10 protein-coding genes are annotated in these 19841 nt (G+C 40.7%); all 10 read left to right on the top strand.

Annotation, left to right across the window (positions count from 1 at the left end; genetic code table 11):
* Position 1: 1 nt before the first annotated feature.
* The 10 genes from QVH07_RS08060 (at position 2) to QVH07_RS08015 (ending at position 19731) form a co-directional block, all read left to right on the top strand.
* Positions 2–3778 carry a sensor histidine kinase gene (locus tag QVH07_RS08060; RefSeq protein WP_289999653.1) on the top strand — a complete coding sequence of 1259 codons (3777 nt, stop codon included), beginning with the start codon at positions 2–4 and terminating at the stop codon, positions 3776–3778.
* Positions 3779–4221: 443 nt separating this feature from the next.
* A complete protein-coding gene (locus QVH07_RS08055; RefSeq protein WP_289999652.1) occupies positions 4222–9144 on the top strand; it encodes a response regulator in 4923 nt (1640 codons plus the stop codon).
* A gap of 41 nt (positions 9145–9185) precedes the next feature.
* Positions 9186–9566, top strand: coding sequence for a response regulator transcription factor (locus QVH07_RS08050; protein WP_289999651.1), 381 nt, complete (start codon positions 9186–9188; stop codon positions 9564–9566).
* Positions 9567–9607: 41 nt separating this feature from the next.
* Positions 9608–11293: an adenylate/guanylate cyclase domain-containing protein gene (locus QVH07_RS08045; RefSeq protein WP_289999650.1), complete on the top strand. Its 1686-nt coding sequence runs from the start codon at positions 9608–9610 to the stop codon at positions 11291–11293.
* A gap of 233 nt (positions 11294–11526) precedes the next feature.
* Positions 11527–12057: a VOC family protein gene (locus tag QVH07_RS08040; protein ID WP_353890984.1), complete on the top strand. Its 531-nt coding sequence runs from the start codon at positions 11527–11529 to the stop codon at positions 12055–12057.
* Positions 12058–12327: 270 nt separating this feature from the next.
* Positions 12328–13080 carry an SDR family NAD(P)-dependent oxidoreductase gene (locus QVH07_RS08035; RefSeq protein WP_289999649.1) on the top strand — a complete coding sequence of 251 codons (753 nt, stop codon included), beginning with the start codon at positions 12328–12330 and terminating at the stop codon, positions 13078–13080.
* A 123-nt stretch (positions 13081–13203) separates the two neighbouring features.
* Positions 13204–14376 carry a DmpA family aminopeptidase gene (locus tag QVH07_RS08030; protein WP_289999648.1) on the top strand — a complete coding sequence of 391 codons (1173 nt, stop codon included), beginning with the start codon at positions 13204–13206 and terminating at the stop codon, positions 14374–14376.
* An 83-nt stretch (positions 14377–14459) separates the two neighbouring features.
* Positions 14460–16916, top strand: coding sequence for a CehA/McbA family metallohydrolase (locus QVH07_RS08025; RefSeq protein WP_289999647.1), 2457 nt, complete (start codon positions 14460–14462; stop codon positions 16914–16916).
* Positions 16917–17423: 507 nt separating this feature from the next.
* On the top strand, positions 17424–18560 hold the full coding sequence (locus QVH07_RS08020) for an FIST signal transduction protein (protein ID WP_289999646.1): 1137 nt from the start codon (positions 17424–17426) through the stop codon (positions 18558–18560).
* 49 nt (positions 18561–18609) lie between these two features.
* Entirely contained in the window at positions 18610–19731 is a 1122-nt protein-coding gene (locus QVH07_RS08015) for a sensor histidine kinase (protein ID WP_289999645.1), read from the top strand.
* Positions 19732–19841 lie beyond the last annotated feature (110 nt).

Below are 19841 nucleotides of genomic sequence, written 5' to 3'. Positions count from 1 at the left end.
AATGAACCTTCAAAATAAGCGGTTAAAATCATTATTATTTTTAGTAGGATTGGTTGCACTGTCCACTATTTCCTGTCAAGAAAAAAATGACTCTGAAAAAATTACAATTGGTAGTTCTGAATTTGAAGAGCCAAAAGTAATCCCCTTAGAATTTAGTGAGCCCAAGCAAATCGATTGGGAAGTTAGAGACATGAATGATTTTGCTAAAATGAATGAGCGAAAGGTTAACATAGAATCCTTTCCTCGAAAACCATTTTATCCAGATCGATTCATTCCCTTGAAGACACCCTTAAAAACAAATGAGGTACTATTTGAATCTTTCATGGATTCTTCTCTTAATTTTTCAGAGCTTCCGTCTATTAAGATTGACTTCAAAAACTACTTACTAGCTAATCCCAAAAAAATAAAAGCAGGCTTACCTAAAATTGAAAAAAATTCTACCCTGGGTATTTTAGAATTCAGTGAGGACCAGGGTCTTCCCAGCTATTTAGTTACTGCCCTGATGGAAGACAGTAATGGCATGATGTGGATAGCCACGGATAAAGGGTTAACCAGATTTGATGGGGCATATTTAGAAATTTTCGATTTTATTGAATCTTTTTTTACCGGTAGTCAGGCAATTGTAAACAACATATTAGAAGACCAGGATGGCAGAATTTGGGTTTACACCTCTCAAAAAGGAATCTATGTTTTAGACCTGAAGGTTGGCCTTGTAAGTAGCTTTAATTTCGTAGGTCAAAATTTCAATTTTAATGATAATTGCTCCATGATTATGGATGGAGAAGGACAGATTTGGGTTGGTACAATTCAGGATGGTATATACGTCTTTAACTCGTCAGACGATACTTATAAGCACATTCCTCAATGGGGCCCAAATAATGACAGAAATGCCTCAAAACTTACAATTGATCAAAATGGATCCCTTTGGGTAGGCTCAGCTTCAGGCCTCTCGGAAATTGATATCCAAGATGGAAAAATTAAAACCTTAGAAGAGCCATTTAATACCTCAATCGCCTCCATCACTGGCCTTTTCACAGATAGCGAGAACCAAATATGGATAGGTACCGCTGAGCAGGGAGTAGCATTTTTAAATTCTGAGCGAAATATAATCAGCTCTCTAGGTGCAGAACAAGGGCTTAGAACAAGTATATGCCACTTTTCAGAGGGGTCTGACCAAACTATTTGGATGTCATCAAGTGAAGGTGTATATGTTTTTAATAAAGACAACAACGGACTCAAAAATTTAAATTCTGCCGATGGATTAATTGATGATTTTATAAACACCACCACTTTTGATAGAAATGAACAACTTTGGATTGCAACCCAGGATGGAATCAACCTCTTTGACCTCAAAGGCCTTGCGCCAATTTATCTAAACAGTTCTGATGGACTTTCTGGACCTGATACTTGGTCTTTTTTTGAAGATTCTGAAGAACGACTCTGGATTGGTTCGAGACAAGGCTTGGACCTGTATGATCCAAGTAAAAACTCCATATCAAGATTAGATATAAACCTTGGACTCCCCAAGGCGAACAATATTTCCCACAAAATGCAAAGGCTTTCCGAGAACCAGATTTTAATTACCTCGCCTGGATTTGGTTTTGGTATTTATGACGAGGTAAAGGAGAATATCCAATACCTCACAGGTACTCAAGGTATTGTTACACTTTTCCCGTCTTCATCTATAGTAGATAGTAAGGGAAGACTCTGGACAGGGTCATTTAGAAATGGAGACGTGGAATTTATCGATTTGGAAAAGAAAGAAATAAAAATGCTTTCCAACCTGAATGGAATAATGGGAGATATTGTCTGGGGCTTCGCAGAAGATCGATATGGCCAGATTTGGGCAGGAACAGATTTAGGGATAAACGTGATTAACCCTGAAAATAATACGATATCCTATTTGATGGAAGAAGGTGAACTTAGTCAAAGAAATACAGGCGCCTTTTTCAAGGATGAAGACGAAAAGCTGTGGATAGGAAGTAGATCAGGCCTCTTGATTGTTGATCAATATACGAATTCGTTAACTGAAATAAATACTGAAAATGGCTTATCAAATCCTGCCGTCTACACTTCATATGGATCGAATGGAAAGTACTATATCGGAACAGGAAACGGATTTAACCTTTTGACTCCTAATCCAGAAAAAAAGAGCCAGGGGAAATTTGGGTATGACTTAAAATCCTTTGAAAAAGGTCAAGGTTTAATTTATACCGATTTTAATGCTGATGCGGTAATTGAATTTAATAATAAACTGTGGTGGGGAATCGAAACGGAGGCGCTTACAATAACAAATATTCCCAGAAAGGATTCCTCGGAAATTAAGACATTTATCTCTGGTATCACCATTTCTGATGAATCCCAAATCTTCTTTGATCGAAATAACATCGCAAGAAAACGTCCTGATTTAGATACTATTTTTAGCGCCAGTCTAGACACATTTTATCTTGCCAATGCTGTCCCCAAACAAAGTGATTGGCTCCAAGAAAATCATGTGAAATGGGATAGCGTCTCGGGTTATTTTAATCTTCCCGTGAATCTGGAAATTCCTTTTGAGCATAATTATTTAAGCTTCCAGTTTAGCAGTGCCCAACTCTCAAACCAAGACAAAGCGAAGTTCAGCTATTTCTTAGAAGGTTTTGATAAAGAATGGAGCAAAGTGAGCACTAACCCCTTCAGTGAAAATTACAGAAATTTGCCAGCTGGCAAATATACTTTTCTGGTAAGTAGCTTATCGCCAGAGGGCCTTTGGATTGAACCGGCAAAAATAAGCTTTACCATACTCCCTCATTGGACAAATACCTGGTGGGCTTGGGTTTTATACCTTTTGGCATTTTCTGCAATAGTCGGAGCTATTGTTCAATACCGTGCAAAAGCCCTCAAGAAGGAAAATTTAATCTTAGAGGAGAAGGTCAAACATCGGACCTCTCAACTCAATCAATCCCTCGAAAACCTGAAATCAACCCAAGCCCAACTGATTCAATCTGAGAAAATGGCATCTCTGGGTGAACTGACTGCTGGTATAGCTCATGAAATTCAAAATCCACTGAATTTTGTCAATAATTTCTCGGAGCTGAACAAGGAATTAATTGCTGAACTAAAGGAAGAAATAAAAAAAGGCGATTTGGCAGAGGTGAAATTGATAGCAACTGATATAGAAGCAAATGAGGATAAAATACACTACCACGGGAAACGCGCTGGAGATATAGTGAAGGGAATGCTGGAGCATAGTAGAAGTAATTCCGGAGAGAAGGTAGAAACGGACCTTAATGAGCTCGCAGATGAATATTTGCGCCTCTCCTATCACGGACTTCGAGCCAAGGATAAAAGCTTCACAGCAGACTTTAAGTTAGATCTTGATCCTGACTTGCCAAAAGTCGATGTGGTGGCTTCGGATATCGGGCGGGTGGTTTTGAACCTGGTGAATAATGCCTTTTACGCCGTCCATGAGAAAGCAAAATCTACCCCCCTGCCTCCTGAAGGGGGAGAAACATACAAGCCTTTGGTAACCGTCAAAACAATGGTAACCAAGTCACCTTCAGGGGATTTAGGGGTAGAGCTTTCTGTCCAAGATAATGGAAACGGCATCCCCGAGTCCATCAAAGACAAAATCTTCCAGCCCTTTTTTACCAGCAAGCCGACCGGTTCGGGAACAGGGTTGGGATTATCTCTATCTTATGATATCATCAAGGCGCATGGGGGAGAAATTAGGATAGAGAGTGAGGAAGGTATGGGAGCAACTTTCGTCATGTCAATACCCAATAACGATGTCCTATGAAAAGCCCTAGAAAGAAGTTTGAGAAATATACAAGACATTTTTACTACAAAACACTTTGTCAAAAGTGAAAAAAATATGAATCGAATGCTGGAAAAATACTAAAGGGTTCATGTGAACGGAAAAAGAGATGGAAATATACCACGTGGCTTAGGTGGTGGATAAGAATTGGAGAAGTACTGGCAACAGGAAATAAACTGTTGCTTTTTGTTTTTCACTCCTGTAGTCGGGCACCTTCTGGGCGAAGTTTATTTTTAAATTTTGATACTGAGACAGAGGTCGCATTGAACTAAATAAACATTGGTTGCCCAAAATTCTGAAAGGTGACATTCTATTTATAAAGTACGTCCTGATAGTCCTCCAGAGCTAGCTTTTTCTTTTAGGACTTTGGGTATTTATTTATTAGATTCCTCCTTGATTTTTTATAATAATCTTAAAATAATACCATGAAAAGCCTTTCTCATTTTTTTGATCACCCTTTCAAAGGCAAATTGTGTTATTCGGTTTTCGGAATTCTGTTTTTATTTTCCAGTTTTGGCTACTCCCAGTCAGGCGAAGAAATAGGAGTTCCTTTGATCACCAATTATGCCACTTCTGAGTACGGTGGTAATGGGCAGGTCTGGTCCATTATTCAAAGTGATGACCAATTAATGTATTTCGGAACTTCTACCGAGATCATGGAATTCGATGGGATTAATTGGCGGCAAATCCGGAACCCTGATTACCCCACTGGTGTCTCCACCAGAGGAATGGTAAAAGATAACAATGGGGTTATTTTTTATGTATCTGGTGGAAGCTTTGGATATCTCAAAAAAAATAAATTTGGGGATCGAGTAATAGAATCTTTAAGGCATCTTATCCCGGAGGACAAGAGGGATTTCGAAGAATTTTGGTCTGTTCAATTTGATGGAAGATATCTCTATTTTCAAGCTAGAGAGTATATTTTTCGGTTAGACTATGATCTAGACAAGGGGGAGTTTAATATCAAAACATATCCAGCCCAGAGTACCTTTTCACATGGTTATATCATCCATGGGGATTATATCGTCCATGATGTGGATAATGGACTCTATAAAATGGTTGATGAGGAGCTTGAGTTTATAGAGGGAAGTGAAGTGGTTGCCGGGGATCGACTGTTCACCTTAGTCGAGCATATAGACAATCCTGATACTGGTCAGAAGCAATTCCTAACAGGTCGGTTTTATCAAGAGTTTTACAAGTATGATGGTGAGAATTTTGAAATTTTTGATAGTGACCTAAATGAATATACCGAGACTAATTTGCTTTATAAAAGTGCCCTTCTTCCCAATGGAAACCTGGTAGCTTCTATGATCGGAATGGGATTGGTGGTGGTAAATCAAGAAGGAGAGCTACTGAATATTCTTTCTGGTGATCAAGGACTACAAGACCCTTCGGTATATTCTGTTTTCGTGGATCAAGACCAAACAGTTTGGGTTGGACTAGACAATGGAATTTCAAAGCTAGAGCTAAACTCCCCTATCAGTACTTTTACTGAGAATCAAGGCTTAAATTCAACCATTTATGCCATTACCCGAGCTGCCGGTCAATTGTACGTTAGTTCATCTATCGGTCTTTTCAAATATGATGATGCCAGCAAAAAATTTGTCTCAATACCTGAACTTGGAAACATACAAATTTGGAATCTAGTAGTGGATGGGGATGATTTGATCGTCCCTGGGGAAGACCTTTCGATGATCCGAGATGGAAGAATTCTCCCTATTGACACTAATACAACTGGAGGTCAAGATCTGATGATCTCACCTAGTCATCCAAATCTATTATACATTTCTAAAGCCGGTGGCCTGAGGATTTTCCTTAAAAAAGGAAATTTTTGGGAAAAATATGCCGACTTAGAAGGAATGCCAAATACGATTTGGTCCATTGCTGAGAGTGAGGATGGGACCATTTGGGCTGGAACCCAAACGAACATGGCCTATCGCATCACCCCTTCCTATGATGAAAACGATCTTCCCATCGTTGCAGATTTTCAAATCAAGGAATTTGGTGTCGAAGAAGGTTTGGTTAAATCTGCGGGATTATTGTACGCTATTGATGGTGAAATCTTTTTCCCTTCCTTCGGAGCTAGTTTACGTTATGATCCAGCAACAGAATCAATTGTGCCTGATGATCGATTTGGAATGATCCCGGATAACCTGGGGCTTTCTGAAGGTTTTTTTATGCAAGAAGACTCTCAAGGTCAAGTTTGGATTCCAATTGGCAATAGACTAAGACTAGCTATTCCAGGCCCTGACAATACTTACACCCTTGAAGAAAACCTATTCAACGATTACCCTTGGCAAGCTGTATTTGGTCTTTATTCCGAGGATGATGGCATTGTATGGATAGGGAGTGGAGAAGGTTTGCTTCGGTATGATCGCACTATTCCTTCTAAATCAAAGGAGAATTTCCCAGTAAGGATGAGAGGCATTTATGCTGGTTTGGACACTTTAAATCATTCAAATAATAAGGCTGACCAGAATTTGGCCTATTCTCAAAATTCTATCCGTTTTACTTATGCAGCCCAATTCTATCAGCAGGAACAACGAACTACTTACCAGACCTACTTGGAAGGTTTTGAATCTGATTGGTCAGATTGGAACAGGAGCGTCTATAAGGAATACACCAATCTTTCCCCGGGCACCTATACTTTCCGAGTTCGTGCAAAAAATGTCTTTAATGATATAAGCGAAGAGGCATCTTACACCTTTACCATCATCCCGCCCTGGTATAGTACCTGGTGGGCTTATTTGATTTACGCTCTCTTGATCATCATTTTGGTACGTTTGATTTTGAAATGGAGACTAAGCCAACTTCGTGAAAAACAGGAATTATTAGAAAAGACTGTAATGGAACGTACCCAGGAACTCAGTCAGAGGGTTTCTGAACTAGCTGTATTAAACGGAGTGCAGAATGGTTTGGTGAAAGAAATCCATACCGAGGGAATTTATGAACTGGTCGGAGAAAAACTGAATGATCTTTTTGATACCCAAACAGTCGTCCTCCGCTCCTTCGATCATAATTCACAGCAAGAAATTTGGCATTATTCCATCGAGCGCGATGTACGGCAATACAGTGACCCCCGACCTATTAATTGGGCCAATCGTAAACTTATTGAGACCAAGCAACCGCTTGTAATCAACGAAAACTATATCCAGACTGCACGAAAATTTGGAGGAAAAGGAGTGAGTATGGGCCATACTCCAAAATCAGCAGTTTTTGTCCCGATCATCATCGGTAAAACCGTAAGAGGATCTGTAAGCCTTCAAAATCTGGATCGAGAGCATGCATTCAGTGATGCAGAAGTGAACCTATTGGTGACGATTACCAGTAGCATGGGTGTAGCTTTGGAAAACACTCGGCTTTTTGACGAAACCAATCGACTACTTGAGGAGTCTACGCAACAAGCCAATGAATTGTCCGCTGTTAATAGAGTTACACAGGCCCTTGCTTCGCAGCTATCTCTGGATGAGATCATCCACCTAGTTGGGGATCAGATGAAAGACTTGTTCAATGCCAATATTGTGTACCTTGCTCTTTTGAATGAGCAAAGTGGGATGATCAATTTCCCATATAGATTTGGTGACGAAATGCCTCCTCAGAAATTGGGTGAAGGGCTCACTTCCAAAATATTGAATTCTGGAGAGCCATTGCTCATTAATCGAGATGTGGAGGAAATGACTGTCGCCATGGGAACTAGTCACCTTGGGATACCTTCCGCATCCTATTTGGGAGTTCCCATTTTCCAGGGCGAAAAGGCAATTGGAGTGCTAAGTGTACAGAGTACCGAATTCGAAAATCGATTTGACGAGAGCGACTCTAGCTTACTATCTACCATCGCTTCCTCTGTAGGAGTAGCCATTAATAAAGCCCAGTTATTTGAAGAAGTGGTCGCTTCAAAGCAAGCTGCGGAAAAAGCAAATGAAGCCAAAAGTGCATTCCTTTCCACTGTGAGCCATGAACTTAGGACGCCCCTTACATCAGTATTAGGTTTTGCGAAAATCATCCAAAAGAGACTAGAAGAAAAGATATTTCCTTTAGTGGATCAAAAAGATCCCAAAACTGGAAGAGCGTTAAATCAAGTTTCTCAAAACCTAAATGTCGTAATATCTGAAGGTGAACGACTAACCACATTAATCAATGATGTACTTGATCTCGCAAAAATAGAGGCGGGAAAAATGGATTGGAGCGAAGAGCAGGTTAATCTCACAGAAGTGGTCGAGCGAGCGATTGCAGCTACAAATTCTCTTTTTGAATCAAATAAACTCAAGCTCATTAGGGATTTTGATCAAAATATTCCTGAAATAAGTGGAGATAATAACAAGCTGATTCAGGTGGTAATCAATTTGATTTCCAATGCCGTGAAGTTTACCGAAAAGGGTGGGGTCACTTGCCGAATTAAAAGAAGCGGAAATGAAATCATTACTAGTATCATTGATACCGGAATGGGCATTGCACCCGAAGATTTCGATGCTGTATTTGAGCAGTTTAAGCAAGTTGGCGGAGACACCCTCACAGACAAACCAAAAGGCACAGGGCTTGGTCTTCCAATATGCAAGGAGATAATTGAACATCATGGTGGTAGAATTTGGCTTGAAAGTAAAGTTGGCGAAGGAAGTAATTTTTCTTTTGCCTTGCCAATAAAGAATAGGGTAACCACAAATTATGAAGAACCCATTCATTTGGATCAATTGGTAGACCAATTGAAAAACAAGATGGTCTTCTCTCGGTTGAAGTCTGTCAAGAATAATGCACATATCCTAATAGTTGATGATGAGCAATCCATTCGCTCGTTGCTCAGCCAAGAATTGGCCGAAGCGGGTTATCTGACCTCAGAAGCCAGCAACGGAAAGGAGGCGATTGAATCCATTCGAGAGAATAGGCCAGATTTGGTTATTCTTGATATCATGATGCCTGAGATTAATGGTTTTGATGTCGCAGCCATTCTGAAGAATGACCCGCAGACGATGGATATTCCAATTATCATTTTATCAATTGTCCAGGATAAAGCGAGAGGGTTCAGGATTGGTGTAGATCGTTATTTGACCAAGCCAATAGATACTAATCAGCTGTTTGAAGACATTGGGGACTTGCTAAATCAAGGGAAGTCCAAAAAGAAAGTAATGGTGGTGGATGAGGATTCTACTGCCGTTCGAACCCTGACTGATGTCCTCCAGACTAAAGGTTATCAAGTCGTAGAATCCGATGGAAAGGAACTGGTGGAGAAGGCAAAAGAAACACTTCCAGACATTATTATCCTTAATTCGATTCTTTCTTCTAATGATGAAATTATTCAAACTCTACGCTTTGAAAAGGGCCTAGAAAACGTCTTGTTCTTTATTTACCAATAAATAAAATCTTTTAAACTAAATATGTTAACACACATTTTTGTATGTCTCTAAAAATATTAATTGTCGATGATGAAGCTCACATCCGCATGCTCATAGAGCAGTCGCTAGAAGAGCTAGAAGATGAAGGAGTGGAGTTTTATACCGCTGAAAATGGGGAAATGGCCCTAGAAGTTATAAAGGAAGAAACACCAGATCTCATTTTTTTGGATGTGATGATGCCAAAACTCAACGGTATGGAAGTTTGCCGAAGAGTAAAACAGGAAATGGGGCTATCCCAAATCTATATTGTTTTGCTAACAGCAAAAGGTCAAGAATCGGACCGCCAAAAAGGCCTTGATGTAGGAGCGGATATTTATATGACCAAGCCATTCGATCCAGAGTTATTGCTAGAAAAAGCACGTGATGTACTCCAATTACCATAGTCTATAACTAAAATAGCCTAAACAGAAACTGAATATTAACCATGGCAAAAATTTCAATTAAAGCTATTCTGAGGAAAGAAGATACACTCAGGCTATGGTTAGATAATTGGTGTACACATAATAAGACCGAGGTTTGTATTTCCGATCCTTCTGGAAAAGTAGTTTATGGCAACCCAGACCTTTTACATGACTCATTGAGTATTCCCTTGATTACTGGAGATGCTATTGTCGCACGCGTTTGGAGCAAAAGTAATGTACTCAATCAGGTATGGGATGTGCTAAACATGCTGATTACTAAAGAGTCAGAAAAAAGGAAATTGGGAGCAGAAGTCCTTCACCTGTATCAGGAACTCAATATTATTTATGGGTTTGCCGAGAGCTTGGGAGAGGCAATTTCTACACAGGCTATCGCAGAAATTACACTTGCCCACTCCACCAATTCTATCCCAGCAGACGCAGGAATTATTACCCTATGGGAGGAAAAAGAAAAAACTCTGGCTGTTCCTGCGGTCACCGGTGAGCAATTATTTGATTTAGATCTATTAGCAAAAAACACTTCTTTTCTATTTCAAATAGTACTCAATGGACAATCAGGAATCATCACAGATATTGAGGCAATAAAGAAACTTGGATTGGTTGCACCCAATGTGACCAATCTCATCTATGCTTCTTTAAAGGGTAAGGATCAGATTATGGGGGCCATTGTTTTAGCAGGGACTCGTTCCGAACCATTCACTGCGGCTCATTTAAAGCTTTTGGTGACTCTTGCCTTGCAGTCTTCCTCTGCCATTGAGTCAGCACTTCTTTTTGAAAAAAATCTTACTGAGATAAGAATGCGAGAAGAAGCAATGCAGAGGATTAATGAAGTAATCAAAAAATTTGTGCCTAATGAATTTATTTCTTCATTAGGGAAGAAGAATATCACAGATGTAAGGTTAGGTGATCAGGTCGAAAAAATAGTGACTGTCTTATTCACGGATATTCGAGATTTTACTACCCTTTCGGAACGTATGAGTCCAGAAGAGAATTTCAGATTTGTATCCTCATTTAATGAAATCTTGGGACCCATCATTCGCGAGCATAAGGGTTTTATAAATCAATACTTGGGAGATTCCATTATGGCCATTTTTCCAAATAGACCCCAAGATGCAGTTCTGGCTTCAATTGGAATGCAGCGTGCTGTCCGAACTCTAAATCGGCAACGAAAAGAACAAGGCTTACCCTTGATCAATGCGGGGATAGGAATGCATACTGGGCCATTAATAATGGGAATAACTGGAGATGAACACCGTCTTGACGCTGCTACGATAAGTGATACAGTTAATACCGCCTCAAGAATAGAGAGTCTGACTAAATATTATCAATCCCCTCTTCTAATGAGCGAAGACACGGTCAAACGCATCCCAAACAATTCAAATTTAGCATTTAGGAGATTGGGCAAAGTATTACTCAAAGGAAAAAACAACGCCCTTAGTGTGGTGGAATGTATGAATGGTTTACAAGAAAGTATTAGTACAAAACGCAAAGAAAACCTAGAAGACTTCGATAAGGCCATGGAGCTGTATCAGCAAAGAAAGTTTGAAAATGCTATCGCACTATTCAATAAAGTTTTGGATTCAGATCCAGAAGATCATACCGTCAAAGTCTTCCTTAAAAATGCAGAAAAGTATCTCAATCAGGGTGCTCCAAAAAACTGGAATGGTGCGGAAGAGATGCTTTATAAATAACCTATTAAGACACAGTTTCTAATATTCTATTGGTTATCTCACTTTCTTTAAAATAGAATAAAGGAAAAATTCTTTTCCTTCTAGTATTTAAAAAGTTCTAGGTTTGAACTTAAGCTAAAATCTCCTCAAAACACGTGCTGGAAATATAAACTTAGATTTTAAGGCTGGAAAAACAATTTTAGAATCTCCTTTCAAGCCTAGGCTTTTGTAGGATGTAAGAAAAAATACCAATCATGAGAAATTTACCTTTGTTCACGCGCAGGAATAATCAAGGCTTTCTTATAATCCTATTTTTCACCTTTACCTTTTGCACAAGTACCTCCAAGAAAAAGTCATCCGAAGACTTTAACCATGTAATGCTGTATGTTTCTAATATGGAAAAATCTGTCCAATTCTATGAGGAGGCTCTTGGGCTGAAAGTCCATAAACGCATCGATGAGGTACAGATCACCACCGAACAGGGCGAAACAGAAACAACCTCCTTGGATCTAGTAATTATGAAATTCCCAGAAAGTGATTTTGTTCTGGAGCTTTCTGAGCAAGCCTACCCTGACTCCATTAGCCGAGACATCCATTTTCAACATATGGGAATCACGGTTAAAAATTTGGACAATGCCTTAGCAAGGGCAAAGGATGCTGGGGCAAAAAAGGTCCGAGAGGTGCGCACAATCAACGATGGATCCATTATTGTCAAAAACATTTTCCTAAGCGGTCCTGATGGAGAATTGATTGAGCTGATGGAGTTTGTAAAAGGGAGACTTTGAAAGATGGGTACTTGAAAAAATGCCTGGTAGTAATTTTCCTCCCAAATTCTTTCCTTTAATTCGAAAACTAACTATAGGACTTTTTAGGAACCTAGTCTAATAAAATCTCCAGCGGCAGCTCAAGACCTTCCAAATTAGAAATCAGAGTAACCTACCTCGAAAGTGGATTGAGAAAAACATAGAAGACATTGATCAAAACGCTTAAAGTACTTCAAGTGCAAGGTGGAAATGACATCACTGCAGATGAAAAAATCGTACAATAAACCCAAAATGAAACTACAAAACAGAACATTTATCGTGACAGGTGCGACAAGCGGAATGGGTCGTGCCATAGCTCTGGAATTCTCAAAGGAAGGGGCAAAACTTATTTTGAGTGGAAGAAATGAGGAAGCAGCAGAAAAACTTTTAAAGCTATTGAAAACTGAGGCCTATTTTCTAGCTGGTGATGTCAGCGATCCGGCTTATAACCAAAGGCTGGTAGAATTGGCTCTGGACAAATTCGGTAAGTTGGATGGCTTAGTCACCAATGCCGGCATGCTAGGCTTGGGATCAATTACAGAGTTGGAGATCGAAAAATGGACTAAAACTCTTGATGTGAATTTGACCTCAGTCTTTTACCTGTTAAAGTCAGCCCTTCCATACCTTGAAAATAGCAACTATGGATCCGTGGTTATCAATTCCTCCATTGCCGCTTTTAAGTCCTTTCCCAATCATCCTTCTTATTGCGCTTCCAAGGCTGGACTAGTGGCACTATCAAAACAAGCCGCAGTGGACTATGCCCCAAAAGTCCGCATCAATTGCATTTGTCCGGGACCTGTCGACACTCCCTTTATTCATGCTTCTGCAGCAGCTTTTCCAGACCCGGCAACAGCTGTGGAAAATGCCGGCAAGAATACTTTAGTACAACGATTGGGTGAACCGGAAGACATTGCAAAACTAGCTTTGTTCCTGGCTTCTGAAGATGCCTCCTGGATCACTGGTGGTGTGTACACCATTGATGGGGGTATTATGGCCAAAGGTTAAACTCATTACTTTTCCAATCAAGCCAACTTTAGTCTTTGGGTTGTTTCACCTTTGCTAACCTTTAGGGTTTTGGCATTGGAATTTCCTTATATTGAGACATTTAGGCATCTAAATAACAATCCGATGACCAGGCTGCTCACTTTCATTTTTCTATCCATTCCAATTTCAATGGCTTTCGCTCAAGGACCCCGAGCCAGAGATTTAGGAATTCCACTGGATGGAAAACCTGGGAAACTCAATGCCATTACCGATGTCAAAGGGGTTGAAGTGGGGCATACCACATTGATTTCCGGTGAGGGTGAATTGATAGTGGGAGAAGGACCTGTAAGAACAGGAGTGACGGCAATATTTCCGAGAGGAAAGCAATACGATCCCGTATTTGCAGGCTGGTACAGCTTGAATGGAAATGGGGAAATGACCGGAACCACTTGGGTGGAAGAGTCGGGCTTTTTGGAAGGTCCTGTCGCCATTACAAATACCCACAGTGTAGGCATTGTGCGAGATGCGGTGGTGGAATGGCAGTTTAACAATGATCATTTCGACCCTTTGCCCTACGAACCTGATGTATTTTGGGCCTTGCCGGTAGTTGCTGAAACCTATGATGGAGACCTAAATGATATCAACGGATTTCACGTCAAAAAAGAACATGTTTTCTCAGCTTTGGATAATGCCAAATCAGGCCCAGTGGAGGAGGGAAATGTCGGTGGTGGTACTGGAATGATTTGCCATGAGTTCAAAGGGGGAATTGGAACTTCATCCCGTGAAGTCGTCATCAATAATACTACCTATACCTTGGGTGTTTTAGTACAGGCAAATTATGGTTCTCGAGAAAACTTAACGATTGCAGGTGTGCCTATAGGAAAAGAAATTACCGATCATAAGATTCTTTGGGATCCATTAAAGCGGCAAGAAGAAAGAGGGTCAATCATTGTGATCGTTGCCACGGATGCACCTTTGCTTCCTCATCAATTGAAGAGATTGGCACGCCGAGTCCCGATAGGGATAAGTAGAGTAGGTGGCTATGGAGGAAACGGCTCAGGGGATATCTTCATCGCTTTTTCTACCTCCAATCCAGGAGCAGCAGACCGGGTCGAAATGCAACAACTGACCATGATTCCTAATGACAAAATCACTTCCCTTTTTGAGGCAGTTGCACAAGCTACCGAAGAATCGATCCTGAATGCATTGGTGGCAGCCGAAACAATGGTAGGAAAAAATAACACCACAGTCTATGAGCTGCCTGAAGAGGAAGTCATGGAGTTATTAGAAAAATATGCTAGGATTGAAGAGAAGTAATAAAAGTTATATGGCCAACCGATTTTTACCATCCAAGTTCGAAATCAATTTCATTTATCCCTCACTTTAGCCTAGCTAAGAAAATGAGTATCCAAAAGAAAAACTTATTCCATTTTACAGTAATACTATTTTGCCTTTTCCTTTTCGCGGAATCCGCTTCGGCCCAATGGTATAATCATTATGCGAAACTTGATGACTTTGGACATCATGTCTATTTGGAACAGCATGAACTTCCGATTCTGGCACATGGCCCAACAGATCCAGCTCCAGCACCGGATGGTGTACAATTAGCCTTTGCTGCTCGAGGTTGGATTTGGAATCTAAATCTGCAAACAGGAACAGCGACCCGAATTACAAAAGGACCTGGGATAGATTCGCGTCCAAGATGGTCTCCTGATGGTGAAAAATTGACCTTTGTGAGAGATGAGGGGAAAAATACTGCCATTATTGTCCGGGACTTAGCTAGTGGGGAGGAACAAAGAATTGATACTGAAACCATTGAACTGGACCCTGAATTTTCCGCAGATGGCGAATGGATTTACTATACCTCTGGAAAAACCGGTTCGCTCAATCTCCGCAGATATCACCTTTCTTCTGCCATGGATGAGCCATTGACAGAGCTTCGTCAAGTGGAGCGAAACTCAAGAAGTCTACCAGATGGCCAAAGCCTGATGTACCTTCATGGTAGTGGTGCCCACCGTGTACTCAGAATTAGAAACTTTGAAAGTAATACAGACACCATCGCCCTTGCACAGACATTGACCTATCATTTGACTGCGGATTCCCATCCAGCTCAGCGTCTCATTGTCTACAGCGCTCCCATAGACAATGATTACCACCTCTGGACCATGGACTTGGATGATCCTAGAGTAAAGCACAGATTAACCGATGGAAACTCTTTTGCCTTAACTCCGGCTTTCAGTGCCGATGGTGAAAAAATTTATTTCGTCGAACTGGATGAAAACAGACAATTTCGATTGATGCAGATTCCTACTTATGGTGAGGTTCCAAGTGAGGTGAAAATTCAGAACTGGGACTTGGGAGAAGCAAGTGGAACGCTGAAGGTGAAGGTTGTGGATAACACTAGCGAGCCAATTACTGCACGAGTTTCTATTGTCCGAGAGGATGGATATCCAATAGCTTCGCATGAAAATGCAACTTATGTAGATCCACAAACAGGTCGACACTATTTTTATCTAGAAGGAGAATCAAGCTTTTCACTACCAGTCGGAAATTATCAAATAACAGGAGTCCAAGGTCCCATGACACCTTCTGTACAATCCAATGCACAAGTTGAAGATGGCCAATCGAGCGAAGTCCGCCTTAGCATCAGTCCAATTTGGGATGCCAAAGCAGCAGGATATGTATCCGCAGATCATCATGTTCATCTGAATGGAGATGGACATCATCGGGCGACTCATCAGGATGCCCTGCAAGCCTTGGAAGGAGAAGATCTGGATCTGCTTGCTCCCATGTCATGGAATCGCTGGGAACGAAGAATTGATGCTTCAATTATTGGAAAGGAAACGGAACGGAATGGTAGAATTGTAGATCAGGGACAAGAGGTACGCTCACACTTTCATGGTCATGTTAGCTTAATAGGAACAGAAAAAGCCTATGCTCCCTGGTTTTGGGGACCTAATAATCCTAAACTGGGAGATCCGGATAGAAGTAACGGGGAGGTAATTCAATTTGCTGATCAAAATGATGCTTTCACCACTTACGTTCATCCCATAGAAATTGACTCCGATCCCTTTGAGCAACTTGAAAACGGACCCATCCCCATCGAACTGATTTCAGATGCTGTTCTTGCAGAGAGAATAGGCCTGGAGATGGTCTGCGCCTGGACCAGTCCATTGGGCAATAGTCATGTCTGGTATCGACTTTTAAATATTGGCCGCCCGGTAGTTGCCATGTCGGGTACGGATATGTGGGTAGATTTTCACCGCACCATGGCCGTCGGAACCGGTAGAAATTATGTTCGCCTCGAAGGGGCTGAAATGAGCGCGGATGCTGTATTGGATGCAGCTATGGCTGGAAAAGGGTTTGTGTCCACTGGGCCTGCCTTACTTTTCCAAGTAGGCGAAAATGCAAAACCCGGTGATGTAATTTCCGGTGGTATCCAAGACTGGTCGGCTACTTTGGTAAGTACCAATGATATTGATGTGGTTGAATTAATCGTAAACGGTGAAATCGTAGAAAAGCTGGAGGGAATCAAAGCCGGAGAAACCAGAAACTATCAAGGACAGGTCAGGCTTCCAGAAGGCGGATGGGTAGCAATCCGTGCCTATGCCAGTGAAATCAAAGAAGATTCATGGCCCAGTATGCATGCCAGACCTTTTGCCCATAGCTCTCCCATCTGGATAAACTCTATCGGAAGCACCGATCCGAATTCTATGAAAGCCGCAGCAGCAGATCTCATCCGGGCAATTGATGCTTCGGAAAAAATCGCAAAACAAGCTTACGGAGAAATAGAGATGAACCGAATGATGACCCGATTTGAGGATGCGAGGAAGAAACTTGAAGGTCTTTTAGAATAGCTCAAGGAATACCTTAAAACCAAAACTGACTTCTCTATCGATAGAATATTTATTATCCTCAAATGAGTTGTCTAATAAATCCAAGTTGGGTCAACTTAATACATAATTAGAGACAGATTTTAATTTACTTCTTCTAATCAGGGTTTTGGACGCAACCCCGCCACACTAAACATTCACAATGTTTAAAGGCCCTTTTAGCTGAAAAATCTTTAACTTAATAAGCTTAGCAAGCAAGTCAGATTAAACTATTTTAAATATCTGGCGAAAGGGTTTATCATTCCAACCATTTCATGCCTCTAAGCTAGAGATATATTGAAAGTACATTCTTTTTTATAACTGATCCGTACTTTGTTTTTAGGCGACTATGCAGAAAGGACTGTTTTCATTTCTTCTTTCTTATTTAAGCTAAAGGATCGCTTGATTCTTACAGAGAAAGTCAGCGAAATTTTAATAGAGCTCATTGATAAATGAGACATCAAGTGATCAAATCATTTAATCAAAAAAATTGTGAAAGCGAAATCAATAAACGGAACCAGTCCAGAAGAATTAAATACAAAATTAAAGGAAGCTCTGGAGGATGGTTTCAGCCCCACCCTTGCTATTTGTTTTATTTCGGTGAAACAAGACCGTAAAGCCATAAGAGAACTCCTCGATAAAGCCGGACTAACTATTTTCGGGGCTACCACAAATGGAGGTTTCAGGGATGACACCATGATCGAGGAGTCAGCGGCCATTTTACTTTTAGATATCAAACCTGAATTTTTCCATATCCAGCTCGAGGGTTATCCTGAGAAAAATTACAGGGAGGTGGCGGCAATGACGGCTAAAAAGGCCCTCGAAAAAATCAAAAATCCAGTTTTCCTTATTGCTGGAAGCAACATTGAAACTGATGGTGAAGAACTCATTTATGGGTTCGAAGATGTAATGGGAAAAGAGGTAGAGCTTCATGGATGCATGGCAGGAGACGACTTTACTTTTACTGAGCAGTTTGTCTTCACGAATGAAAAAGAAAGCAACAGAGGTTTATTAGTACTTGCCCTTGACGGTGATAAAATAGAAATTAAAGGGAAAGCAACTTGTGGATGGAAAGCCGTAGGTACTGTTCGAACGGTGACAAAAAGTGAAGGAAACCATGTGTATACTGTGGATGATATTCCCGTACTCGATTTGACAATTAAATATAGCGGGCTGGAAATAGATCCCTCCACAGGAGATTTTTCTGTTCAGATGTCTTCTCAATTTCCTCTGCAACTTCAAAGGGAGTCCGGGGAGGCAGTGATGCGCCCAGGCCTTGTCGTAGATTTAAATGATCGCTCATTCCATTGTGTAGGCTCTGTGCCTCAGGGGGCCAAAGTACGCTTTTCACTTCCACCAGACTTTGATGTGATTGATAAAGTAATTGAAGCATGTGAAGATTTAAAACGGACAGAAATGCCTGATCCTGATGCCTTGATTATTTTTAGCTGTGCAGGTAGGCTGGTAGCCCTTGGTCCCTTGATGGGGGATGAAATTGAAGGAATGAGAAAAGTCTGGGAGGTGCCTACGGTGGGCATGTTCAGTAATGCTGAACTGGCCAGAACTCCGGGAGGAAACATTGAATTGCACAACTTGACTACTTGTGCCGTCGTGCTTAAAGAAAAATAAAAATTATTCTGCGGTCTTTTTCTAATCTGGAATCAAGGGAGCCCATTTTATGAATCCTCATTTAAAGAAAATACAAGATTTAATCAATAGCCTTGATCATATCGATGATGGTCTCAGAGAGGAAATAACTAAAACTCTTCAAGAGGCCAATAAGAAGTGGGCGATTACGGAATTTAAGCTCGAGAAAACGGAGAAGGTCAAAAAGACTACAGGGATTCTACTGGAAGAGACGATTGAAGAATTAGAAAACAAACAGAAAATAGTAGAGAACTCAAATGTAGAACTACAAAAAACGATAGAAGAATTAAAGGATACCCAAGCGCAGTTAATCCATTCCGAAAAAATGGCTTCACTAGGCGAGCTTACTTCGGGTATTGCCCACGAGATTCAAAACCCATTGAATTTTGTAAACAACTTCTCAGAGGTCAGTGATGAAATGCTGGAGGAAGTCCTGGAGGAAATAAATAAACCAGATTCTCAGAGAGATCCAGAACTTTTGAATCGGCTCATTGAGGATGTCCGTTCCAATTTAAAAAAAATCCGTAGACATGGGATTCACGCTGATGCCATTGTGAAAAATATGATGGAGCATAGCAAAAAAGGTGTCAGCAGAAAGGAGTGGACTGACCTAAATGTCTTGATCAATGTGTTCAGAAACATCGCCTATCATAGCTTTTTAACCAAATATAAAATCGAAGATGGAAATGAATTTGGCTTGGATCAAGTCATGAAACTGGAAAGGAGACTACCCAAAGTTTATATTTCTCCCAAAGAAATAGGTAAAATGATACTGAACCTTATCAACAATGCAATCTATTCAGTACATCAAAAGAAAATCAATATTCCTGACCCCCATTATTTTCCCACTATTGAAATAACGACAAGGTCCATTCCTCAAGAAAATGGCAAAATAGATATTGTACTCAAAGTCAAAGACAACGGCACGGGTATACCGGAAAGCATCCGAGATAAAATATTCCAACCCTTCTTCACCACAAAGCCCTCGGGTTCCGGAACAGGGCTTGGGTTAAGTCTTTGCTATGACATTATCAAGACCCATGGAGGAACACTGGAGGCAGAAAGCCAAGAAGGGGAAGGAGCCACTTTCATTGCGATTTTAAAAAATGTAACCAGTATCAACAGAAATCAGACGCTTCATTTAAAAAATTGAGCTTCCCTAATCTGGTAAACATCTTAAGTGGAACGACTAGTTTTTTGCAACATTGTTGCGCGTAAATATTGTGAAGTCACTGATCGAAAGTACTTTCTTTGGTTAAATCC

It is taken from the genome of Algoriphagus sediminis (assembly GCF_030403435.1).
Lineage (GTDB): Bacteria > Bacteroidota > Bacteroidia > Cytophagales > Cyclobacteriaceae > Algoriphagus > Algoriphagus sediminis.
The sequence above is the reverse complement of the archived record's forward strand: the minus strand, read 5'-3'. Positions and strand labels throughout refer to the sequence as shown.